The sequence below is a fragment of the Paraburkholderia sp. PREW-6R genome (assembly GCF_039621805.1).
Classification (GTDB): Bacteria; Pseudomonadota; Gammaproteobacteria; order Burkholderiales; family Burkholderiaceae; genus Paraburkholderia.
This window is the reverse complement of record NZ_CP155073.1, coordinates 490,858-513,703: the sequence shown is the minus strand read 5'-3', so window position 1 is coordinate 513,703 and position 22,846 is coordinate 490,858. Positions and strand designations below refer to the sequence as shown.

Sequence of the window (22,846 nt, the reverse complement as noted above, 5' to 3'; positions counted from 1 at the left end):
AGGAGACACCACCGATGAATGCACCCGCTGAACTGACTGCCGAAGTGCTCGCGCAGCGCCAACGCGAAGTCGTACAGGCGCTGATGGCGGTGCTGCCGACACACTGCCTGCTGTATCGGGAGGAAGACACCGTTGCGTACGAGTGCGACGGCCTCGCCGCATACCGGCGCTTGCCGCTCGCCGTCGCATTGCCGGAAACGGAATCGCAGGTCCAGCGCATCGTGCAGATCTGCCACCGGCTCGATGTGCCGATCGTGCCGCGAGGCGCCGGCACCGGCCTGTCCGGCGGCGCCATGCCGATTCGTCATGGGGTCGTCGTGTCGCTCGCGCGCTTTCGCAAAATCGTCGAAGTCGACTCGTATGCGCGAACGGCCACTGTGCAGCCGGGCGTGCGCAACCTGGCCATTTCCGAGGCTGCGGCGCCCTATGGGCTGTATTACGCGCCGGACCCATCGTCGCAGATCGCCTGCACGATCGGCGGAAATGTCTCCGAGAATTCCGGCGGCGTGCACTGCCTCAAGTACGGGCTGACCGTGCATAACGTGCTGCGCGTGCGTGCGGTGACGATGGAAGGCGAGATCGTCGAATTCGGCTCGCTCGCGCCCGACTCGCCGGGGCTGGACCTGCTGGCGGTGCTGATCGGCAGCGAAGGCATGTTCGCGATCGTCACGGAAGTCACGGTGAAGCTGATTCCGAAGCCGCAGACCGCGCAAGTCGTGATGGCCAGTTTCGACGACGTCGTGAAAGGCGGCGAGGCGGTCGCGGGCATCATCGCCGCGGGCATCATTCCGGCGGGTCTCGAAATGATGGACAAGCCGGCCACGCGCGCCGTCGAGGAATTCGTCAACGCAGGCTACGACCTGGACGCAGCGGCCATCCTCCTGTGCGAATCGGACGGCACGCCTGAAGAGGTCGCCGACGAAGTGGTGCGCATGACAGCGGTGCTGCGCGAACAGGGCGCCACACGTATCCAGATTTCGCGGTCGGAAAGCGAGCGGCTGCGATTCTGGTCTGGCCGCAAGAATGCGTTCCCGGCCGCCGGCCGTATCTCGCCCGACTACTACTGCATGGACGGCACGGTGCCGCGTCGCAGTATCGGTCCGCTGCTCGGGCGCATCGAAGAGATGGAGAAAAAATACGGCTTGCGCTGCATGAACGTCTTCCATGCGGGCGACGGCAACATGCATCCGCTGATCCTGTTCAACGGCAATGACCAGGACGAGTGGCACCGCGCCGAGGCATTCGGCTCCGACATTCTCGAAACCTGCGTCGAACTCGGCGGCACGGTCACGGGCGAACACGGCGTGGGCATCGAGAAGATCAATTCGATGTGCGTGCAGTTCTCGCCCGAAGAGCGCGACACGTTCCACGCGGTCAAACGCGCTTTCGACGCGCCCGGCCTGCTCAATCCCGACAAGGGCATACCCACGCGCGCGCGCTGCGCCGAGTACGGCAAGATGCACGTGCGCGGCGGCTTGCTGCCGCGACCCGATCTGCCGCGGTTCTAACGGTTTCGCCGGCTGCCGGGGGCGCGACGCAACGTGTGCGGAGCCCGCGCCCGGCAACGCTTTCCTGCTTTCACCCTGATTACCCGATGCGGGTCCGCTCCTGGTTGCCAGCGCGCCCCCGCCCGGTACAATCAAACGAAACACAACGAAGCAGGACACCATGGAAGAGGACGACATCGTCACCGTTTGGTCCGAGCGCGTGCGTTCGGCCAGCGCCGAAGGACGCGCACTGCGCATCCGTGGCGGCGGCACCAAAGACTGGTACGGTCAGGCGCTGGAAGGTGAGATCCTCGACACGCGCGCTTATCGCGGCATCATCGCTTACGACCCGGCCGAACTGGTCATCACGGCGCGCGCCGGCACGCCGCTGCTGGAGATCGAGGCAGCGCTCGCCGAACACCATCAGATGCTCGCCTTCGAGCCGCCGCACTTCGGAGCGCAAGCCACCTTCGGCGGCTGTATCGCCGCCGGCATCGCCGGTCCGCGGCGCCCTGCCGCCGGCGCGGCGCGCGACTTCGTGCTGGGCGCGGTCATGATGAACGGCCAGGGGCAAAAACTGCACTTCGGCGGCCAGGTGGTGAAGAATGTCGCCGGCTACGACGTATCGCGGTTGATGGCCGGCTCGCTCGGCACGCTGGGGCTGATTCTCGAACTGTCGGTGAAGGTCCTGCCGCTGCCGCAGGCCGAAACCACGCTCAAGTTCGACATGAACGGCACCGACGCGGTCCGCAAGTTGAACGAGTGGGGCGGCAGACCACTGCCGATTACCGCGAGCGCGTGGCGGCACGGCACGCTGGCCGTGCGGCTCGCCGGCGCGGAGGCCGCGGTCAAGGCGGCGCGCAGCGCGCTCGGCGGCGAAGTGGTCGACGCGGTGGAAGCAGAGCGCTTCTGGGCCGGCCTGCGCGAGCAAACCGATTCCTTCTTCGCGGCCATTCCGCCGAAAGCGGCGCTGTGGCGGCTCGCCCTGCCTTCGATCACCGAGCCGCTGCAACTGCCCGGCGCGCAACTGATGGAATGGGGCGGCGGCCAGCGCTGGTGGATCACCGACACCGACGCGCAAACCGTACGCATCAGCGCCAAACAGGCCGGTGGCCATGCCACGATCTTTCGCACTGGCCTGGGCTATGATCGCAGCGCCGGCGTCTTCACGCCACTGCCCGCGCCGCTGATGAAAATCCACCGTGGCCTGAAGGCCGCATTCGATCCGGCCCGCATCTTCAATCGCGGCCGTCTTTACCCCGACTTCTGAGCGACGCGATGCAAACCAACCTCGCGGACTTCATTCGCAACACGCCCGACGGCGACGAAGCCGACGCCATTCTTCGCAACTGCGTGCATTGCGGCTTTTGCACGGCCACTTGCCCAACCTATCAGATTCTCGGCGACGAACTCGACGGCCCGCGCGGACGCATCTATCTCATCAAGCAGATGGTGGAAGGCGCCGCGGTCACGCGCAGCACCCAGGTTCACCTCGACCGTTGCCTTACCTGCCGTAATTGCGAATCGACGTGTCCGTCGGGCGTGCAATATGGGCGGCTGGTGGAGATCGGCCGCAAGATCACCGAGGAAAAGGTCAGCCGTCCGCTCGGACAGCGCCTCATGCGCCGCCTGCTCGCGAGCATCGTGCCGAATAGCGCACTGTTCTCGCCAACCATGCGTCTCGGCCAGCACTTCCGCCCGTTGCTGCCCAGAAAGCTGCGCGACAAGGTGCCCGCGCGGCAACACCCGCTCGAATGGCCCGAGACCAAACACGCGCGCAAGATGCTGATGCTCGCGGGCTGCGTGCAGCCTTCGATGATGCCCAACGTCAACATCGCGACCGCACGGGTGCTCGACGCGCTCGGCGTCGAAACGGTCATCGCGCCGGACGCCGGCTGCTGCGGCGCGATCCGTCTGCACCTGGGCTACAACGACGAAGCACTCGGCGACGTTCGCGCGAACATCGACGCCTGGTGGCCCTACGTCGAACAGGGTGCGGAGGCGATCGTGATGAATGCGTCGGGTTGCGGCGCAACCGTCAAGGAATACGCGCATCTGCTGCGGGCCGATCCGGCTTATGCGGAGAAGGCGCGCCGCATCGTCGAACTGACTCGCGATATTTCGGAAATCCTGCCGGAGTTCACCGATCGACTGGTCGCCGTCACGCGGCGCCGATCGGTCCATACGGTAGCGTTTCATCCGCCCTGCACGTTGCAGCATGGCCAGCAGATCCGTGGCAAGGTCGAACAGATGCTGACGGCGCTTGGCATAGAAGTGCGCCTGCCCGCCGACAGTCACTTATGCTGCGGCTCGGCGGGCACCTATTCGCTGACGCAGCCCAGGCTCTCGTACACGCTGCGCGATCAGAAGCTCGAGCAACTGCAAGCGCAGGAGCCGCAGGTGATCGTGTCGGCCAACGTCGGCTGCATCGCGCATCTGCAAAGCGGCACGTCGACGCCGGTTGCGCACTGGATCGAACTGGTCGAGCACATGCTGTCCGTATAATCCGGATATCGCCTTTCGCTGGACTTCCGGTACGTTCATGCCCGATCTGATTCACAACCTCGAAGCGGTGCAGCAGCGCATCGCCACGGCCGCGCACGTCGCCGGGCGCGACGCGCGTTCCATCGAACTGCTCGCCGTGTCCAAGACCTTCCCGGCCGAAGACGTGCGCGCCGCCTACCTCGCGGGTCAACGCGCGTTCGGTGAAAACTACGTGCAGGAAGCGCTCACGAAGATCGACACACTGGCTGATCTGCGCGCGTCGATTCAATGGCATTTCATTGGACCGTTGCAATCGAACAAGACACGGCCCGTTGCCGAACAGTTCGACTGGGTGCATTCCGTCGACCGGCTCAAGATAGCGCAACGACTGGCCGAACAGCGCCCGGCGCATCTGCCGCCATTGAACGTCTGCCTGCAGGTGAATATCAGCGGCGAGGCATCCAAAAGCGGCGTGAGCGCGGCCGAGGCGCCGGAGGTCGCGCGGCAGATCGCTGCGCTTCCTAACCTCAGGCTGCGCGGCCTGATGGCGATCCCCGAGCCGGCCGGCGGTATCGACGAGCAACGCGTGCCGCATCGCCACCTGCGTGAGCTGTTCGAACAGCTGCGCAACGACGGGCTCGAACTCGACACGCTTTCAATGGGCATGTCGAGCGATCTCGAAGCCGCCGTGCTCGAAGGCGCGACGATCGTCCGCGTGGGCACCGCGATTTTCGGCGCAAGAGATTATTCCAACTGACCGCGCCGGGCCGCGCCGGGCCCGTCACGTAAACCCTTTCGGACCATCATGAAAATTGCTTTTATCGGCGGCGGCAACATGGCCGCGGCGTTGATCGGCGGCCTCATCAAACGCGGCGTCGCCGCGACCGATCTTTGCGCAATCGATCCCAACGAAGACGCGCGCAAGCGCAACGAACAGCAATTCGGCGTCAACACCGCTGCCTCCGCGGCGGATGCGCAACTCGCGTCGTATGACGCCGTCGTGCTCGCAGTGAAGCCGCAGATCCTGAAGAGCGTCGCCGAGGGCGTGGCGCCGCATCTGAAGGCGTCGCAACTGGTGGTGAGCATTGTCGCGGGCATCCGCATGGACGACATGGCGCGCTGGCTGAACGGCCACGCGAGGATCGTCCGCGTGATGCCGAACACGCCGGCGCTGATCGGAATGGGCGTGACGGGTCTGGTTGCCACTGCCGGGGTCGACGAAGCGGGCCGCGAACTTGCGTCGCACGTGCTTGGCGCAGTCGGCGAGACCGTCTGGTTCGACGACGAAGCGAAAATCGACGCCGTTACCGCGATTTCGGGCAGCGGTCCGGCCTACGTGTTCTATTTCATCGAGGCGTTGCAGGAAGCCGCGCGTCAGCTCGGGATGGACGAGGCGCAAGGCCGCGCGCTGGCCGTTGCCACCTTCACCGGCGCGGCGCAACTGGCGGCCAATTCCAGCGAGCCGCCGGCGATGCTGCGCGAACGTGTGACGTCGAAGGGCGGCACCACGGCGGCGGCGCTGGCTTCGTTCGAAGCAAGCGGAATCAAGGATGCCATCGTGCGTGGCGCACTAGCCGCCGACGCGCGAGCAAAAGAAATGGGCGACGAGTTCGGCAAACAGTAAGACTGCCCATTGTGACGAGCAGGAAAAACGCCGCGCATCGAACAGATAGCGCGGCGTTTTTTTATGGCATGTGCTTCTGACGTGCCTGCGCTGGCTGGAAGGCCGCGAGGCGTTAGAACGAAGCGGCCGCGTAATGCGCGGCGATGCCCACGAATAGCGCGCCGCCGAGCCAGTTGTTATGCCGGAACGCCGCGAAGCATGCCATGCGCTCGCGGTGGCGGATCAGCTTGTAGTGGTAGACCGCGCAGCCCGCCGCAGCCGCCCACCCCAGCCAGTACAGCACGCCGAAACCCAGCATCACGCCGATACCCACGTAGATGGCGAGTGTCGCCGCATAGCAGAGCATGATCGCGGCGACGTCGAAACGGCCGAAGGTGAGCGCCGACGTGCGAATGCCGATCTTGATGTCGTCGTCACGGTCGACCATTGCGTACTCCGTGTCATACGCAACCGACCAGAACACGTTCGCGAGCAGCATGACCCATGCGAGCATCGGCACGTGATTCTGGACGGCGGCGAACGCCATGGGAATGCCGAAGCCGAACGCGATGCCAAGATAGGCCTGCGGAATAGCAAAGAACCGCTTCGTGAACGGATACGAGCCCGCGACAAAAAGCGCCGCCACCGACAACTCCTTCGTCAATGCATTGAGCGGCAAAATCAGCAGAAACGCGAGCAGGGACAAGCCGGCCGCCAGCGCCACCGCTTCCCACGCCTTGATTTTTCCCGACGTGATGGGCCGGTTCTCGGTGCGTTTCACATAGCGATCGAAATCGCGGTCCGCGTAGTCGTTGATCGCGCAACCCGCCGAGCGCATCAACACCGTACCGACAGTGAAAATCACCAGCAACGGCCACGCGGGGTGGCCCTCGGACGCAATCCAAAGCGCGTTGAGCGTCGGCCACAGCAGCAACAGGCTGCCGATCGGCTTGTCCATGCGCACGAGGCGCAGATACAGGGGAAGTCGGGCAAACATGGGCGGATTGAATCCGGTGCGGGGAGTGCCGGTATTTTACGGGATACCGCTGGCGCGTCGCGACGACTCAGGCTGAGCGCCGGATGCGCCGCAAAAAACAAAGCCTCCCGCGAAAGGGAGGCTTTGTTCGTGTCGATGGCTGCAAGCGTTTGGGGCTCAGGCCTGAGTTGCGTGTTGAGCGGGCCACCGGGCTGCGTCCGGACTGTCGCCCGGAACGCCGCTCAGCGCGAAGGCTTAGGCCCGTCGAGCCAGTTCGGCCGACAGAGCCATTACGCCAGCATCGAGCGCAACATCCATGCGGTCTTTTCGTGCGTTTGCATGCGTTGCGTCAGCAAGTCTGCGGTCGGTTCGTCGTTGGCGGCTTCCGTCGACGGGAAAATCCCCCGCGCAGTACGCACCACCGCTTCCTGACCTTCCACCAGTTGGCGGATCATTTCTTCGGCTGCGGGAACGCCGTCCGCTTCGGGGATCGACGACAGTCTCGCGAAGTCCTTGTAGCTGCCCGGCGCATGGACGCCCAATGCGCGAATCCGCTCCGCGATCGAATCGACCGCCAGCGCCAGCTCGTTGTATTGCGTTTCGAACATCAGATGCAGCGTGTTGAACATCGGACCCGTCACGTTCCAGTGGAAGTTATGGGTCTTCAGGTACAGCGTGTAAGTGTCCGCGAGCAGACGCGACAGACCGTCTGCAATCTTTTCGCGATCCTCGTCGCTGATACCGATATTGACGTGCTGTACGGCTTCTTTCTTGGCCATGATGACTCCTTTGAAGAGTGATACGAACCGGTCGGCAACGTGACGGTCTGCGCGTGGCAAACCGGCACCTCGAACGCTCGACAGTTTAGCTTAGAAGCTGCTGCATTCGCGTGACGTGCGAACGCCCGCCGCGCTTATGGCCATGCTTGAGGCCACGCGCTCCGTCAGCCGCCCAGCGCGTGTTGCAGCGCCTGCGTGGCGATCACCGCGAGCCCGCTCGTGACGATCGCAAATCCGACGACCCTGCGCAGCATCAGCGCCTGCTGGCGGTGCGCGTGGTGGGCGGTGGATGCATTGCCAATGACGGCCATCATCGTCTGGATCATGATCGTGCTTCCTCGATTCGTATCGTTACCCGCGACGCGCCGATGCGCGCCGCCTGCTGCATGACTTACTTCCTGCTGACTTCCGCGAGATCGGCCAGCGCGGCGATCACGCCTTCTGCGTAGGCCGGGTCGGCGCGCCGGAAATGCTCGATCTGACGCGCGACGATCTCGTGCGGCACACCGCTGATGTGGCGAGCGATGTTGCCGAACAGACGTTTACGCTGCGCCGCATCGAAGGGCGCAAACAACATACCTGCCTGCGTGTAATAGTCGTCATCATCGCGATGATCGTAGCGATCCACCGTCCCGGCGGCGAGCGGCGGCTCGGCCGCGTTCTCGTCCTGCGTGAACTCGCCGAAGCGGTTCGGCTCGTAATTCACCGTGCTGCCCAGGTTGCCGTCCGTGCGCATTGCGCCGTCGCGATGGAATGAATGCGGGTTCGGCACACGCGACGCATTCACCGGAATCTGATGGTGATTGATCCCGAGGCGATAACGCTGCGTGTCGCCATAGGAGAACAGACGCCCCTGCAACAGGCGGTCCGGCGAGAAGCCGATGCCTGGCACCACATTGGCCGGCGTGAACGCCGCCTGCTCCACTTCAGCGAAATAGTTCTGCGCGTTGCGGTTCAACTCCAGCGTGCCGACGTCGATCAGCGGGTAATCCTTTTGCGACCAGACCTTCGTGATGTCGAACGGATTGAAGCGATAGGTGGCGGCGTCCGCTTCCGGCATCACCTGAATCGCGAAGCGCCATTTCGGGAACTGTCCCGTTTCAATACTGCGAATCAGATCGCGTTGCGCGCTTTCGCGGTCTTGCGCGACGACCTGCGCCGCTTCTGAGTCAGTGAAATTTTCAATCCCTTGCATCGATTTGAAGTGGAATTTCACCCAGAAGCGCTCGTTTTTCGCGTTGATGAACGAGTACGTGTGCGAGCCGAAGCCGTGCATCTGCCGATAATTTTTCGGAATGCCACGGTCGCTCATGAGGATCGTGACCTGATGCAGTGACTCCGGATGGCGCGACCAGAAATCCCACGCGGCCACGTTGCTGCGCATGTTGGTGTACGGATCGCGCTTTTGCGTGTGAATAAAATCCGGAAACTTCAGCGGATCGCGGATGAAGAACACCGGCGTGTTGTTGCCCACCACGTCCCAGTTGCCCTCTTCCGTGTAGAACTTGATCGAGAAGCCGCGCACGTCGCGCTCGGCGTCGGCCGCGCCGCGTTCACCCGCTACCGTCGAAAAGCGCATGAAAAGCGGCGTTTGCTTGCCGACTTCGGCGAACACTTTCGCCTTCGTGTAGCGCGAGATGTCGTGCGTGACCGTCAACGTGCCGAACGCGCCCGAGCCCTTGGCGTGTACCCGGCGCTCGGGAATCACTTCGCGGTCGAAGTGAGCCAGCTTTTCGAGCAGCCACACGTCCTGCAGGACGACCGGCCCGCGTACGCCGGCGATCAGCGAATTCTGGTTGTCGGCGACGGGCGCGCCAGCGGCGTTGGTGAGCTTCTGTTCGGACATGGCGGAACTCCTGGATGGCTTTTATTGAAATGGGTTGGGAGGTGCGCGGACCTGCATGCGTGCGGCGGCACGCCTCACACAGGCTTAGGCGGACAGTGCCCGATCGACCAGCAAGGAAAGCGCGACGCTACGCAGGCTCAGCATCGACGCGCTGAACCTTCCAGTCGTCGCCGGGACGCCTTTCGATTGAACAGCGCGGGGCTCAATTCGTGGCGAGGTCGAGCGGGACATGATTTCCTCCAGTTCTGATGGATCGGGCGATCCCTGAAGAAAACTATACCAATGCTATCGAGTTTTTGTTTTTGATTAATTTTATCTATTCGATAGGGTGGGCGCGGACCCCATGCCGGACTGGCCTGGCCGTGAAACGATTAGCGGGGTCGAGCGCGATGCAGTTGCCGCGCCGCCGCGGCTCGCTAAAAAACGTGGATTGGCAAGGCAGCGCATGACAAATGCGCCGCCAGGTTGGGAACCGGCTCTCAGTTGACTGCGGCGGGCAGGTCCAGCTTCTTCACGCCAGGCAACTCGCAGGCGCTGATGGCGTCGCAGATGGCGTCGATAGCGGGCATCCGCGTGAAACTCTTGCGCCAGGCGAGCACGACGCGGCGATCGGGCACGGGTTCCTCGAACGGAACATAGCTGAGCAGGCCCGCATCGATGCCGGCTGCGTGCGGCTTGACCTCGTGCACCGACATACGCGGCAGCACCGTAATGCCGACGCCGCTCGCGACCATATGCCGGATCGTCTCGAGCGACGACCCTTCGAAAGTCTTCTGGATGCCGTCCGCATTCTGCGAAAAGCGCATCAACTCGGGACACACGCCCAGTACGTGATCGCGGAAGCAATGGCCGCTGCCGAGCAGCAGCATGGTTTCCTGCTTCAGGTCGTCGGCGCCGATTTTCTGACGGTTTTCCCATGCGTGGCCGGACGGCAGCGCGACGACGAACGGCTCGTCGTACATGGGGCGCAACATCAGACCCGTTTCAGGGAATGGCAGCGCCATGATCGCGACATCGATTTCGCCCTGTTTGAGTAGTTCGATGAGCTTGAGCGTGTAATTTTCCTGCAGCATGAGCGGCATTTGCGGGACACGCCGGATCATCTGTTTGACGAGCGTGGGCAAAAGATACGGCCCGATCGTGTAGATGACGCCGAGACGCAGCGGTCCAACCAGCGGGTCTTTGCCCTGCTTGGCGATTTCCTTGATGGCGAGCGTCTGCTCCAGCACGCGCTGCGCTTGCGTAACGATCTGTTCACCGATGGGAGTGACGCTGACTTCGCTGGTGCCGCGTTCGAAGATCTGAACGTTCAGTTCGTCTTCCAGCTTTTTGATGGCTACCGAGAGGGTTGGCTGACTTACGAAACAGGCTTCGGCAGCACGGCCGAAGTGCCGCTCGCGGGCAACCGCAACGATGTATTTCAATTCGGTGAGCGTCATTAGGGGACCAATCAGGCACGTGAGTTTGATAGGTTCTAGTTATACACCTATAGGGTCGGTTCGCCAACCCGGCGGCAGGCTCTAAAACGCACCTGGCCCAGCCTCATGCCTTCAGATACTGCTCCCGCGCTCCGAGCCACCGCGCCAGATGTTGACCCACCACCTCGGGGTACTTGTCGAGCAGCACCGCTGCCGCCTCCCGCGCGGGCTCGATGAGCCACTGATCATTTTCGAGATCGGCAAATCTCAACATCGCCGCGCCCGACTGCCGGGCCCCGAGAAACTCCCCGGGGCCACGAATTTCCAGGTCTCGCCGGGCGATCTCGAACCCGTCGGTCGTCTCGCGCATCGTCTGCAAGCGCGCTCGCGCCGTCATCGACAACGGCCCGGTGTACAGCAGCACGCACACCGATGCCGCGCTGCCGCGCCCTACCCGTCCGCGTAACTGGTGCAATTGCGCAAGCCCGAACCGCTCGGCGTGCTCGATCACCATCAGCGACGCATTCGGCACATCCACGCCCACTTCGATCACCGTCGTCGCGACGAGCAACTGCACTTCGTTGCGTGTGAACGCGTCCATCACCGCGGCCTTGTCGGCCGGCGCGAGACGTCCGTGCACGAGGCCGACGTTCAACTCCGGCAACGCCGCCACCAGCGTCTCGTAAGTCTCGACCGCGGTCTGCAGCTGCAGGGTCTCGCTTTCTTCGATCAGCGGACACACCCAGTACACCTGACGCCCGGTCAACGCGGCCTCGCGCACGCGGCCGATCACTTCGTCACGACGGGCGTCGGACACGAGCTTGGTCAGGATCGGCGTGCGGCCGGGCGGCAATTCGTCGATCGTCGACACGTCGAGATCCGCGTAATACGTCATGGCGAGCGTGCGCGGAATCGGCGTCGCGGACATCATCAACTGATGAGGCTGAAAATCGCGTGCGCCGTCCGCGGCGTTCTGCGCCTTCGCGCGCAGCGCGAGCCGCTGCGCCACGCCAAAGCGATGCTGCTCGTCGACGATCACGAGCCCGAGCCGCGCGAACTCGACCGCGTCCTGGATGATCGCGTGCGTGCCGATCACGAGCTGCGCCGTGCCGAGCGCAGCGGCTTCGAGCGCGGCGCGCTTTTCTTTGGCCTTCAGACTGCCGGCGAGCCACGCGACGCTGACCCCGAGCGGCTCCAGCCAGCCGCGCAGCTTGCGCGCATGCTGCTCCGCGAGAATCTCGGTCGGCGCCATGAGCGCGGCCTGATAACCGGCGTCGATCGCCTGCGCCGCGGCCAGTGCGGCCACGATCGTCTTGCCGCTGCCCACGTCGCCCTGCAACAGACGCTGCATCGGATGCGGCTGTGTGAGATCGAGCGCAATCTCGCCGCCTACGCGCTCCTGCGCCGCCGTCAGCGAAAACGGCAGCGCTTTCAGAAGACGCGCGACCAGCGCGCTTTCGTCACCCAGCCTTCGGCGCGGCATGGCCGGCGCGGCGCGCGTGCGGCGCTCCTCGTGCGCGCGCTTGAGCGACATCTGCTGCGCCAGCAGTTCCTCGAATTTGATGCGCACCCACGCCGGATGCGTGCCGTCGATCAACGCAGTTTCGTCGGACTGCGCGCCGGGGTGATGCAGCGTGCGCACCGCTTCCATCAGCGCAGGCACACCGAGCGGCTGCAGATACGTACGCGCGACCTGTTCAGGCAGCAACTCCGGCAACGACGTGCGCGACAACGCGTTATCGATCGACTTGCGCAGATATGCCTGCGTGACACCGGCCGTGCTCGGATAGACCGGCGTGAGCGCCTGCGGCAGCGGCGTGTCCTCGTCGACGACGCGCACAGCCGGATGCACCATCTCCATGCCGAAGAAGCCACCACGCACTTCGCCACGCACGCGCAGCCGCGCGCCGATCGCCATCTGCTTGACCTGCGAACCGTAGAAATTGAGAAAGCGCAGCACCAGTTCGTCGCCGGCATCGTCGCGCAGCCGCACCAGCAACTGCCGGCGCGGCCGGTAAGCGATCTCGTTGTCGAACACCACGCCTTCCGTCTGCGCAACGCCGCCTGGCAACAGATGCCCGAGCGGCGTCAGCGAGGTTTCGTCCTCGTAGCGCATGGGCAGGTGCAAGACCAGATCGATATCGCGTTTAAGGCCGAGCCTTGCAAGCTTGTCCGCGGTTTTTTCGGCCGACTTTGCCGCGGGCTTGGCAGCGGTTTTTTCGGCCGACTTCTTCGAGGCTCTCGTCCCGCCTTTCGCACCACCTGTCGCATCGCCCGTCGTCCCTCCTTGCGCGGACGCTTTGGCCGCCGCGCCGCTCGTTGCAGGTGAGGCCTGCGTGGCGGATGCGCCCGCGAGCGGCGCGGTCTCGATGACGCCCGATACAGCAAGCACGTCTTCACGCGGGTTCGACGCAGCCTGCGAGTCCAGCGGCCGCCGAGGCGGCGCGGGTACACCGCTCGTGCCCGCGTCCGCTGCCGTAGCTCGCGAGAGGCGGCGCTTCTGCTCGGCGCTCACTTCATCGGCATCGGGGGGCAATCGGCGGTCGGACAAAGGCATGAGTTGCTTCGCAAGTACAATATCGGCTGTCAAGGGTGTCGCCGCCTATCAGCGCGCGGGCTCGCGGGGCGCTTCGGCGTCCCGCAATCATAGCTGCCCGGCTCAGGCTTCGGCTCAAATCAGTATCCAATCCGCTTCCAGTCGTCCCCATGTTTACGCTTTCCGATTTCGATTTCGATCTGCCACCCGAGCTGATCGCGCAAGTCGCGCTGCCGGAGCGCAGCGCCAGCCGTCTGCTCGAGGTGGACAACGCAGTGAGCCCGGCGCGTCTTACCGACCGACGCTTCGCCGAGCTACCGGACTGCGTCGCCGCGGGCGATCTGCTCGTCTTTAACGATACCAAAGTCCTGAAAGCGCGCTTCCTCGGCCAGAAGGCCAGTGGCGGCAAAGTCGAAGTGCTGGTGGAGCGTCTGACCGGCGAACGCACGGCGCTCGCGCAGATTCGCGCAAGCAAGAGTCCGCAGCCGGGCACCACCTTGCGTCTTGCCGACGCGTTCGACGTCACGGTGGGCGAGCGCGTCGAACCGTTTTACACGCTGCATTTTCCGGACGACTGCCTGACGTTGATCGAGCAGTTCGGCCGTCTGCCGCTGCCGCCGTACATCGAACACGATCCCGACGCGACCGACGAAACCCGCTACCAGACCGTGTTTGCGCAACATCCGGGCGCGGTTGCCGCACCCACCGCCGGTCTGCATTTCGACGACGCGCTGCTCGCGCGTCTGGACGCCAAAGGCGTGCAGCGTGCGACGCTGACGCTGCATGTCGGCGCAGGCACGTTCCAGCCCGTTCGGGTCGAGAATATTGCCGAACACAAGATGCACAGCGAGTGGTATCACCTGCCGCAGTCGCTCGCCGACAAGATCGCGGCCACGCGCGCGCGGGGCAACCGCGTGATCGCGGTCGGCACGACCTCGATGCGCGCGCTCGAAGCCGCCGCGCGTGACGCCGAAGCGGAAGGTCGTCCGCTCGGTGCCGCCAGCACGGAAACGGATATTTTCATCACGCCAGGCTACCGTTTTCGGGTGGTCGACCGGCTCGTGACAAACTTCCATTTACCGAAATCAACCTTGCTGATGCTGGTGTCGGCGTTCGCTGGCGTGGACGCGATCCGCGAGGCTTACCGGCATGCGATCAACGAGCGCTACCGCTTTTTCAGCTACGGCGACGCCATGCTGCTGACGCGGCGCGACAGCTGATCCGCTGATCCGCTGATACGCGCAGTCTGCACAGTTTTCTTTGCCGCCGCGAACCCTTCGCGTCGGCACTTCAACCATTGCGCCGGACTGTTCTCCGGTTGCCCAGGAGTGAATCCATGACCCTTGGTCATCAGTCGCAAGACGCGACGCCTACGCGCCCTGAAAACGGCCTCCATTTCGAATTGCTCGGCACCGACGGTCAGGCGCGCCGTGGCCGCGTCACGCTGAATCATGGCGTGGTGGAAACGCCGATCTTCATGCCGGTCGGCACCTACGGCACCGTGAAAGCCGTCCAGCCGCGCGAACTCGAGGAAATGCACGCGCAGATCATCCTCGGCAATACGTTTCACCTGTGGCTGCGCCCCGGGCTCGAAACGATCGACGCGCACGGCGGCCTGCACGGCTTCATGGGCTGGAAGAAGCCGATTCTGACCGACTCGGGCGGCTTCCAGGTGTTTTCACTCGGCGATCTGCGCAAGATCACCGAAGAGGGCGTCACGTTCGCGTCGCCGATCAACGGGGACAGGCTGTTCCTGTCGCCGGAAGTGTCGATGCAGATCCAGAAGGTGCTGAACTCGGACATCGTCATGCAATTCGACGAATGCACGCCGTACGCGACCAACAACGTGCCCACCTCGCACCAGGACGCGGCCGACTCCATGCGCATGTCGATGCGCTGGGCGAAGCGCTCCACGGACGAATTCAACCGCCTCGGCAATCCGAACGCGCTGTTCGGCATTGTCCAGGGCGGGATGTTCGAGGACCTGCGCGACGAATCGCTGGCGGGCCTCGCGGAGATGGACTTTCATGGTCTCGCGATCGGCGGCCTTTCGGTCGGCGAACCGAAAGAGGACATGATGCGCGTGCTGAACCACATCGGCCCGAAACTGCCGGCGAACAAGCCGCATTACCTGATGGGCGTCGGCACGCCGGAAGATCTGGTGGCGGGCGTGGCGGCGGGCGTCGACATGTTCGATTGCGTGATGCCCACGCGCAATGCGCGCAACGGCTGGCTGTTCACCCGGTTCGGCGACATCAAGATCCGCAACGCGACGCACAAGAATTCGCTGCGCCCGCTCGACGAGCAATGCGGCTGCTACACCTGCCGGAATTTCACGCGCGGCTATCTGCACCATCTGCATCGGGTAGGGGAAATCCTCGGTGCGCAGTTGAATACCATCCACAACCTGCACTACTACCTCGAACTGATGCAGGAAATGCGCGATTCGATCGACGCGAAAATGTTCGAGACCTTCCGCAAACGCTTCCACGAAAACCGCGCGCGCGGCGTCGATCAGGCGCCGTGACACGCCGCGAGGCCGATCAGATATCCGACGGTTTCATCGGCCTCACGGCGAAAACCTTACAATCATCTTTCGTCGCCGGCAAAACGGGCTTTAAACGGTTGATCGCAAAGCCGATTTGCCGCGCCGACGCATGTCGGGCCGGTGGTAGAATAATCGGCTGATTTTTTTGATCGTTTTGATATAACGGAGAGACCAACGTGTCGTTCATTTCCAATGCCTTCGCCCAAGGCACTGCAGCAGGTGGCATCGAATCGAATCTGATGAGCTTCCTGCCGCTGATTCTGATGTTCGGCGTGCTGTACTTCATCATGATTCGCCCGCAGATGAAGCGCCAGAAGGAACACCGCAACATGCTCTCGGCCATGGCCAAGGGCGACGAAGTGGTGACGAACGGTGGCATCGTCGGCAAGGTCACCCGGGTGGGCGAAGCTTACGTTGGCGTCGAAATCTCGGAAGGCACGGAGATCACCGTGCAGAAAGCGTCGATCACGACGATTCTCCCGAAGGGCACGATCAAGTCGCTTTAAGGCCGGCTTTCTCGCATCCGGCGCGGCCTCGCTCCGCAGTTCACGCAGCACACCGTGAACCGCCCGCGCTGATCGCCGGATGCATCGCTTCCAAGCCAACCTTCCCGTTGGACCACTCATGAATCGTTACCCCCTCTGGAAATACGCCGTGATGCTGGTGGCTCTGGTCATCGGCCTCGTGTACACGCTGCCCAACCTGTTCGGCGAAGCGCCGGCGGTGCAGGTGTCGAGCGGCAAGGCAACGGTCAAGCTCGACTCGACCACGCTGTCGGCAGTCGAAGCAGCGCTCGCTTCCAATCAGATCAAGCCCGAAGACGTCACGTTCGACAACTCGGCGACCAACGCGAATATCCGCGTGCGTCTGCTGGACACCGACACGCAGTTGCGCGTGAAGGATCTGCTGCAGAAGTCGCTCAACAGCGACCCGAACGACCCGCAATACGTGGTGGCGCTGAATCTGCAAAGCGCGTCGCCGCACTGGCTGACCGCGCTGCACGCACTGCCCATGTACCTTGGTCTGGATCTGCGCGGTGGTGTGCACTTCCTGCTGCAGGTCGACATGGCCGGCGCACTGAACAAGAAGCTCGACTCCGACGCGTCGGACGCGCGCACGCTGCTGCGTGACAACAATATTCGCGACGGCGGCGTGAACCGCGTCAACCAGACGGTGGTGATCAATTTCGCCGACCAGGCGACGGCGGACGCGGCGTCGAAGCAGCTGAGCCGCGGCATCGGCGAACTGCAGTGGGCCACGCAGGCGTCGCCGGACGGCGGCGTGCAACTGGTCGGCACATTTACGCCCGCGGTGCAGAAGTCGGTTCAGGACGCAGCGCTGAAACAGAACATCACGACGCTGCATAACCGCGTGAACGAACTCGGCGTGGCCGAGCCGGTGATCCAGCAGCAAGGCTCCGACCGGATCGTGGTCGAGCTGCCGGGCGTGCAGGACACGGCGAAGGCGAAAGACATCATCGGTCGCACGGCAACGCTCGAAGCGCGCCTCGCCGACCCGGTCAATACGCACCCGAATCCGTCCGACCCGGTGCCGCCGGGCGACGAACTGTTCACGCAGGGCAACCAGACGCCGGTGCTGCTGCGCAAGCAGATCATCTTCACGGGCGACCGGATCATCGACGCGTCGGCGGGCTTCGACGAGCATCAGCGTCCTTCCGTCAACATCCGTCTGGATTCGGCGGGCGGGCGTGCAGTGCGCAGCGTATCGCGCGACAACATCGGCAAGCCGATGGCCATGGTGCTGTTCGAAAAGGGCAAAGGCGAAGTGCTGACGGTGGCCACGATTCAATCGGAACTGGGCGACCGCTTCCAGATCACCGGCCAGGCCACGCCGCAAGGCGCCGCCGACCTCGCACTGCTGTTGCGCGCCGGTTCGCTTGCCGCGCCGATGGACATCATCGAAGAACGCACGATCGGCCCGAGCCTCGGCGCGGACAACATCAGGAAGGGCTTCCATTCGGTCGTGTGGGGCTTCGCGGCCATTGCCGTCTTCATGATCGCGTATTACATGCTGTTCGGCGTGATCTCCATGATCGGCCTGTCGGTCAACCTGCTGTTGCTGATCGCCGTGCTGTCCATGCTGCAGGCCACGCTCACGCTGCCCGGTATCGCCGCTATCGCGCTCGCGCTCGGTATGGCGATCGACGCGAACGTGCTGATCAACGAACGCGTGCGTGAGGAACTGCGCAATGGCGCGCCGCCGCAACTGGCGATCCAGAACGGTTACGCGCACGCATGGGCGACGATTCTCGACTCGAACGTCACCACGCTGATCGCCGGTATCGCGCTGCTCGCGTTCGGCTCGGGACCGGTGCGCGGCTTTGCGATCGTCCACTGTATCGGCATCCTCACGTCGATGTTCTCGGCCGTGTTCTTCTCGCGCGGTATCGTCAACCTCTGGTACGGCGGCAAGAAGAAGCTGAAGTCGCTGGCGATCGGCCAGGTGTGGCGTCCGGAAACCGTAACGGCCGGTTCGTCTGCGTACCTCGGTCAGGACGACACCGCAACGGATACCGGCAAGGCGATCGCCGCGACCAAAGCCGCCGCCGCAAGGCCGAAGGCCGGGGCTGCCGCTTCGGCCCAGGCTCGCGCCGGCAAGCCGACCGTCCGTCGGCGCAACGCAACGAATTCGCCGAATTCGCCGCAGAAACCGGGTTCATCCCGCTGAGTCCCGGAGAGCCACATCATGGAATTTTTCCGTTTCCGCAAAGACATTCCGTTCATGCAGCGCGCGTTGGTTTTCAACGCGATCTCGCTGCTGACGTTCGTTGCCGCTGTGTTTTTTCTCGTACATCGCGGGCTGCATCTGTCGGTCGAGTTCACCGGCGGCACTGTCATCGAAGTGCAGTATCCGGGCGCGGCGCCGCTCGATCCCGTGCGTAGCTCGCTCGGCAAGCTCGGTTACGGCGACGCGCAGGTGCAGAACTTCGGCACCTCGCGTGACGTGCTGATCCGTTTGCCGCTCAAGCCGGGCTTCACGTCCGCGCAACAAAGCGATCAGGTGATGAACGCATTGAAGGCCGACACGCCGCAGGTGCAATTGCAGCGCGTCGAGTTCGTCGGCCCGCAGGTCGGCAAGGAACTCGCTACAGACGGCCTGCTCGCGCTCGCCTGCGTGGTGGTCGGGATCGTGATCTACCTGTCGTTCCGCTTCGAATGGAAGTACGCCATTGCCGGCGTGATCGCGAACCTGCATGACGTGGTCATCATTCTCGGCTTCTTCGCGTTCTTCCAGTGGGAGTTTTCGCTGTCGGTGCTGGCCGCCGTGCTGGCGGTGCTCGGCTACTCGGTGAACGAATCAGTCGTCATCTTCGACCGGATTCGCGAGACCTTCCGCCGCGAACGCAAGCTGAGCGTGATCGAGGTCATCAACCACGCCATTACCAGCACCATGTCTCGAACCATCATCACGCACGGCTGTACGCAGATGATGGTGCTGTCCATGTTCCTGTTCGGCGGCCCGACGCTGCACTACTTCGCACTCGCGTTGACGGTGGGTATTCTGTTCGGTATCTACTCGTCGGTGTTCGTGGCTGCGGCGCTCGCCATGTGGTTCGGCGTGAAGCGTGAAGATCTGCTGAAGGACAGGAAGGCCGGCATCGATCCTAATGATCCGAATGCCGGGGCGCAGGTTTGAGCGCGCTTTCACATTAAGCCAGGCGTTGAAAAGTGTGGGCCGGTTCTACGATGAACCGGCCTTTTTTTTGACCGTTGCAAGCTGCGCACGCGTTATCGGAACCCTAATTTCCGGCGTGCCGCCATCAGTGCGACCAGACTGATGATGGCGGCGAAGATCATGTAGTAGCTCGGCGCGGCCTTCGAGCCGGTCGCGCTGATCAGCCACGCAATGATGAACGGCCCGAACCCGCCGAAAATCGTCACCGCGATGTTATAGGCGAGCGACATACCCGTCGTGCGCGTTTGCACGGGAAACATCTCCGAGAGCAGACCCGGCAGCGCGCCGAAATAGCCGGTCATCAAAAACCCGAACACGATCTGCACGATCATCAGCGTGCCGAAAGTGGGATGCGCGATCAGATACACAAACGCCGGATAAATCAGGACGAGCAGCAGCACCGCCGAGATCAACATGATCGTGGTGCGTCCATGCCGGTCCGACAGATGACCGACGAACGGCGCGAACACCATCTGGATCAGACCGGTCAACGCGATCGCCGAAAACGCGACCGACGGCGCGAGGCCGAGTTGCTTGACGCCGAAAGTCGGCATGAAGAGCACCAGATAGGTGGAAACCGTGCCGAGTACCACTGCGCCGATCGCAATGAGCAGCCGCAGTTTCTGGCTCGCGAAAGTGTCGCGCAGCGGCGTCGTGGTTGTTTCGGCGGCGAGAAACTCGGGCGTTTCATCGAGCCTCGTGCGGATGTAGAGGGCCACCGGGCCGATCAGCAGGCCGAAGAAGAACGGCACGCGCCAACCCCACGACCCCATCTGCTCCGGCGACAGCCTGCCGGTCAACAGCACGCCGAAGGCCGCGGCGAGCAACGTGGTCAACCCCTGGCTCGCCACCTGCCAGCTGGCGAAAAAACCGCGCCGCCCCGGCACGTGTTCCGCCAGAAACGCGGTTGCACTGCCGAACTCTCCGCCTGCCGAGAAGCCTTGCATCAGGCGCGCGATCACGAGAATCACGGGCGCCGCGATGCCGATGCTCGAATAGGTCGGCAAAATCGCGATAATCAGCGTGCCGCCCATCATCAACAGGATTGACAGCGTCAGCGCCGCCTTGCGTCCGGCGCGGTCGGCATAAGCGCCAATTACGATTGCGCCGAGCGGGCGCATGAAGAACGACACGCCGAACGTGCCGAGCGTGAGCAGCATCGAGACAGTATCGTTGCCGGCGGGGAAAAACAGCTTCGAGATGATGAGAGCGAAAAACCCATACACCACCAGATCGAACCATTCCAGCGCGTTGCCGATCGACGCGGCCACCACCGCGCGCCACGAACTCTGCCGGGTACCCGCGAGACTTGTTGCAGTTGATGCATTCATTCAGATCTCCAGTTCGCGCGAGCCTTTATTGGTGTTCGATTTACCGCCGACTGGATGCGCGCACAACCAATACGGCTGATGCGCTCTATGTACATCAAAAATTAAAGTGGCGCGAGCGGCAAATGCCCGAACCCCGCCACGTAAGGCTTCGCGCGTCGCCAATAAATGAAAAAAGCCGCCTGGTCGTCAATATGACCGAAGCGGCTCGCGTGTTGCATCGCAGCGCCTGGCGCGCACACACGGTGTTACCGAGGGCGCGGTTGGAGCGCCGAATCTATTGCTTGATCCCCTCGGCCTGGATGTGCAGTTTGGTATCCATGCTGAAACCATACTTGGTGCCGAAATCCATCCCATAATCGGCGCGGTTGAAATGCGCGCTGGCTTCCACGCCGCACACTTCGCGCTTGAGCATGGGGTGCGGCATGCACTTGAGCGATTCGATCGTCAGATTGAGCGGCTTGGTTACACCGTGCATCGTGAAAGTGCCTTCGACCTCGACCGGCCTGTCGCCGTCGAACTTGATGCTCGTGCCCTTGTAGGTCGCTGTCGGGTATTTGGCGACGTCGAAGAACTCCGCCGTTTTCAGATGCTCGTCGAGCTTGCTGTTGCCGGTTTCGACCGACGACGGATCGACCGTTACATCCACCGTGCCGGTTCGGGCCGCGCGATCGAGCGTTACCGTGCCGGAGCTTTTCGTAAACTTGCCGCGCCACACCGAAAGGCCGCCGAGGTGATCCGCTTCGAAGCTCGGATACGTATGAGTCGGGTCGAGCAGATAGGTGTCGGCGGCGAACGCGCCGAGCGAGAAAGAAGACGCCAGCGCGCCGACGGCAATCAACGTGGAAGTTTTCAATTCATGCTCCCTGGTGCTTTTGGACAATGCGGCAGCCGCGTCACTTGCGCGCCGCGACGATATGAAACTTGATCACGACGTCGTCCGCCACGACCGATGTGTCTTTCCACTCGCCTGTACCAATGTCGAACGCCGAGCGTTTGATCGGCACCGAGCCGTCGAACACCTGCGTCGCGCCCTGCTGGCTGACCGTGACCGGCACCACCACCGTCTGCGATTTGCCCTTGATGGTCAGCTTGCCCGTGACCTTGTACTGATTGCCGCCAGCCGGCGCAATCGCGCTCGACACGAAGGTGGCGGTCGGATACGTTTTCGCGTCGAACCAGTCCTTGCCGCGCACCTGATCGTTGTAGCTTTCATCGCCGAGATCGTAGCTGCCCACGTCTACGCTGAACTGCGCCGTGCCGTTGGCCGGTGTCGCGGGATTGAAGCTGATCTGCGCGCTGAACCTGTTGAACTTGCCTTCCACCGGCACGTTCATCTGCTTCGACGTCGCCGTGACTGTACTTTTGGCGACGTCCACCTGGGCCAGCGCGCTGCCGGCCGCGGCAAGCGAGGCGGCCGCAAACGCCGCGAGCATATAGCGATAAAACGAGACCTTCATGGTTATCCTTATTTGAGGAAAGGGAGCATGCGCGAGAGCAGGCCGTCGCGATCGAGCCATTGATGCTTGAGCGCCGCCGCCACATGCAGCGCAACCAGCGCGAGCAACGTGTAATTCAGCGTGATATGAACGTTCTTCAACAGTTCCTTGAGATGCGGGTCCGGCGCGATCAGACGCGGCAGCGGGATCAGCCCGAGGTACACCACCGGCACGTTGGCGGCGGAACTGTAGAGATAGCCGGACGCGGGAATCGCCACCATCAGCACATAGAGGAGCAGATGCACGAGATGCGCGGCGCCGCGCTGCCAGGCGGGCATACGGCGCGGCATGGAAGGCGCGGCGTGGGTGGCCCGCCACAGAATGCGCAGGACGGCGAGCGCGAATACCGTTACGCCGATCCATTTATGCCACGAGAAATAGCGCAGTTTGGTGGGCGTGAAACCGGGAATGTCGGTCATCACCCAGCCAAGCGCAAATCCGCACACGATGAGGAGCGCGATAAGCCAATGAAAGGCAATGGCGGTGCGCGTGTACGATTCCCGGCCAGCGAATGAAGGATTGATTGCCATAACGGTTCAACTCGAGCGATGAGAGGTTAACGGCACAGCCAGTCCTGCTATCGGGCGTCGACGCGGATGCTTCGCTGCCTGCATTCACACGCACCGGCAGCGGCATATGCCCCAAG

Annotated in this window: 22 protein-coding genes; 11 read left to right on the top strand and 11 right to left on the bottom strand. The window is 63.2% G+C overall.

The window, feature by feature from the left end:
* The first annotated feature begins 14 nt into the window (after positions 1-14).
* The 5 genes from AAGS40_RS02305 (at position 15) to proC (ending at position 5,595) form a co-directional block, all read left to right on the top strand.
* The gene (locus AAGS40_RS02305; RefSeq protein ID WP_345812921.1) at positions 15-1,508 is read left to right on the top strand and encodes an FAD-linked oxidase C-terminal domain-containing protein; all 1,494 of its coding nucleotides are present in this window, start codon (positions 15-17) and stop codon (positions 1,506-1,508) included.
* A gap of 160 nt (positions 1,509-1,668) precedes the next feature.
* Positions 1,669-2,757 carry a glycolate oxidase subunit GlcE gene (glcE, locus tag AAGS40_RS02300; protein WP_345812920.1) on the top strand — a complete coding sequence of 363 codons (1,089 nt, stop codon included), beginning with the start codon at positions 1,669-1,671 and terminating at the stop codon, positions 2,755-2,757.
* A gap of 8 nt (positions 2,758-2,765) precedes the next feature.
* Positions 2,766-3,992 carry a glycolate oxidase subunit GlcF gene (gene glcF / locus AAGS40_RS02295; RefSeq protein WP_345812919.1) on the top strand — a complete coding sequence of 409 codons (1,227 nt, stop codon included), beginning with the start codon at positions 2,766-2,768 and terminating at the stop codon, positions 3,990-3,992.
* A gap of 37 nt (positions 3,993-4,029) precedes the next feature.
* Entirely contained in the window at positions 4,030-4,728 is a 699-nt protein-coding gene (locus AAGS40_RS02290) for a YggS family pyridoxal phosphate-dependent enzyme (protein WP_345812918.1), read from the top strand.
* A gap of 48 nt (positions 4,729-4,776) precedes the next feature.
* Complete coding sequence (gene proC / locus AAGS40_RS02285; protein WP_345812917.1) at positions 4,777-5,595, top strand: pyrroline-5-carboxylate reductase; 819 nt, start codon at positions 4,777-4,779, stop codon at positions 5,593-5,595.
* A 112-nt stretch (positions 5,596-5,707) separates the two neighbouring features.
* On the opposite strand, the gene ubiA is transcribed toward proC, so the two are convergent.
* The 4 genes from ubiA to AAGS40_RS02265 all read right to left on the bottom strand — a co-directional run bounded on the left by ubiA (position 5,708) and on the right by AAGS40_RS02265 (position 9,175).
* On the bottom strand, positions 5,708-6,571 hold the full coding sequence (gene ubiA, locus AAGS40_RS02280) for a 4-hydroxybenzoate octaprenyltransferase (protein WP_345812916.1): 864 nt from the start codon (positions 6,569-6,571) through the stop codon (positions 5,708-5,710).
* A gap of 269 nt (positions 6,572-6,840) precedes the next feature.
* Positions 6,841-7,329 carry a Dps family protein gene (locus AAGS40_RS02275; RefSeq protein ID WP_345812915.1) on the bottom strand — a complete coding sequence of 163 codons (489 nt, stop codon included), beginning with the start codon at positions 7,327-7,329 and terminating at the stop codon, positions 6,841-6,843.
* 164 nt (positions 7,330-7,493) lie between these two features.
* Entirely contained in the window at positions 7,494-7,655 is a 162-nt protein-coding gene (locus AAGS40_RS02270) for a hypothetical protein (protein WP_345812914.1), read from the bottom strand.
* A gap of 65 nt (positions 7,656-7,720) precedes the next feature.
* Entirely contained in the window at positions 7,721-9,175 is a 1,455-nt protein-coding gene (locus tag AAGS40_RS02265) for a catalase (protein ID WP_345812913.1), read from the bottom strand.
* A gap of 248 nt (positions 9,176-9,423) precedes the next feature.
* On the opposite strand from AAGS40_RS02265, the gene AAGS40_RS02260 reads away from it, so the two are divergent.
* The gene (locus tag AAGS40_RS02260) at positions 9,424-9,624 is read left to right on the top strand and encodes a hypothetical protein (RefSeq protein WP_345812912.1); all 201 of its coding nucleotides are present in this window, start codon (positions 9,424-9,426) and stop codon (positions 9,622-9,624) included.
* Between the two features lie 30 nt (positions 9,625-9,654).
* Here AAGS40_RS02260 and AAGS40_RS02255 read toward each other — a convergent pair whose 3' ends face one another.
* Both AAGS40_RS02255 and recG read right to left on the bottom strand, forming a co-directional pair.
* Positions 9,655-10,614, bottom strand: a complete 960-nt coding sequence (locus tag AAGS40_RS02255; RefSeq protein ID WP_345812911.1) for a LysR substrate-binding domain-containing protein — start codon at positions 10,612-10,614, stop codon at positions 9,655-9,657.
* Between the two features lie 103 nt (positions 10,615-10,717).
* Complete coding sequence (gene recG / locus AAGS40_RS02250; protein WP_345812910.1) at positions 10,718-13,150, bottom strand: ATP-dependent DNA helicase RecG; 2,433 nt, start codon at positions 13,148-13,150, stop codon at positions 10,718-10,720.
* A gap of 149 nt (positions 13,151-13,299) precedes the next feature.
* Here recG and queA point away from each other — a divergent pair, with 149 nt between their 5' ends.
* Both queA and tgt read left to right on the top strand, forming a co-directional pair.
* The gene (queA, locus tag AAGS40_RS02245) at positions 13,300-14,349 is read left to right on the top strand and encodes a tRNA preQ1(34) S-adenosylmethionine ribosyltransferase-isomerase QueA (RefSeq protein ID WP_345812909.1); all 1,050 of its coding nucleotides are present in this window, start codon (positions 13,300-13,302) and stop codon (positions 14,347-14,349) included.
* 116 nt (positions 14,350-14,465) lie between these two features.
* Entirely contained in the window at positions 14,466-15,656 is a 1,191-nt protein-coding gene (gene tgt / locus AAGS40_RS02240) for a tRNA guanosine(34) transglycosylase Tgt (protein ID WP_345812908.1), read from the top strand.
* 16 nt (positions 15,657-15,672) lie between these two features.
* Here tgt and AAGS40_RS02235 read toward each other — a convergent pair whose 3' ends face one another.
* Positions 15,673-15,864 (bottom strand): hypothetical protein, encoded by a 192-nt coding sequence (locus tag AAGS40_RS02235; protein ID WP_345812907.1) that lies wholly within the window; start codon positions 15,862-15,864, stop codon positions 15,673-15,675.
* On the opposite strand from AAGS40_RS02235, the gene yajC reads away from it, so the two are divergent.
* From yajC to secF, 3 genes are all read left to right on the top strand, one after another.
* Positions 15,854-16,183: a preprotein translocase subunit YajC gene (gene yajC / locus AAGS40_RS02230; RefSeq protein ID WP_345812906.1), complete on the top strand. Its 330-nt coding sequence runs from the start codon at positions 15,854-15,856 to the stop codon at positions 16,181-16,183. The genes AAGS40_RS02235 and yajC overlap by 11 nt on opposite strands.
* 118 nt (positions 16,184-16,301) lie before the next feature.
* The gene (secD, locus tag AAGS40_RS02225; RefSeq protein ID WP_345812905.1) at positions 16,302-18,365 is read left to right on the top strand and encodes a protein translocase subunit SecD; all 2,064 of its coding nucleotides are present in this window, start codon (positions 16,302-16,304) and stop codon (positions 18,363-18,365) included.
* Positions 18,366-18,383: 18 nt separating this feature from the next.
* Positions 18,384-19,334, top strand: a complete 951-nt coding sequence (gene secF / locus AAGS40_RS02220; RefSeq protein ID WP_345812904.1) for a protein translocase subunit SecF — start codon at positions 18,384-18,386, stop codon at positions 19,332-19,334.
* 92 nt (positions 19,335-19,426) lie between these two features.
* Here the strand turns inward: secF and AAGS40_RS02215 are convergent, their stop codons facing one another.
* The 4 genes from AAGS40_RS02215 to AAGS40_RS02200 all read right to left on the bottom strand — a co-directional run bounded on the left by AAGS40_RS02215 (position 19,427) and on the right by AAGS40_RS02200 (position 22,730).
* The gene (locus AAGS40_RS02215) at positions 19,427-20,704 is read right to left on the bottom strand and encodes an MFS transporter (RefSeq protein ID WP_345812903.1); all 1,278 of its coding nucleotides are present in this window, start codon (positions 20,702-20,704) and stop codon (positions 19,427-19,429) included.
* Between the two features lie 274 nt (positions 20,705-20,978).
* Positions 20,979-21,557, bottom strand: coding sequence for a YceI family protein (locus AAGS40_RS02210; protein WP_345812902.1), 579 nt, complete (start codon positions 21,555-21,557; stop codon positions 20,979-20,981).
* Between the two features lie 40 nt (positions 21,558-21,597).
* A complete protein-coding gene (locus tag AAGS40_RS02205; protein ID WP_345812901.1) occupies positions 21,598-22,161 on the bottom strand; it encodes a YceI family protein in 564 nt (187 codons plus the stop codon).
* An 8-nt stretch (positions 22,162-22,169) separates the two neighbouring features.
* On the bottom strand, positions 22,170-22,730 hold the full coding sequence (locus tag AAGS40_RS02200) for a cytochrome b (protein WP_345812900.1): 561 nt from the start codon (positions 22,728-22,730) through the stop codon (positions 22,170-22,172).
* Positions 22,731-22,846 lie beyond the last annotated feature (116 nt).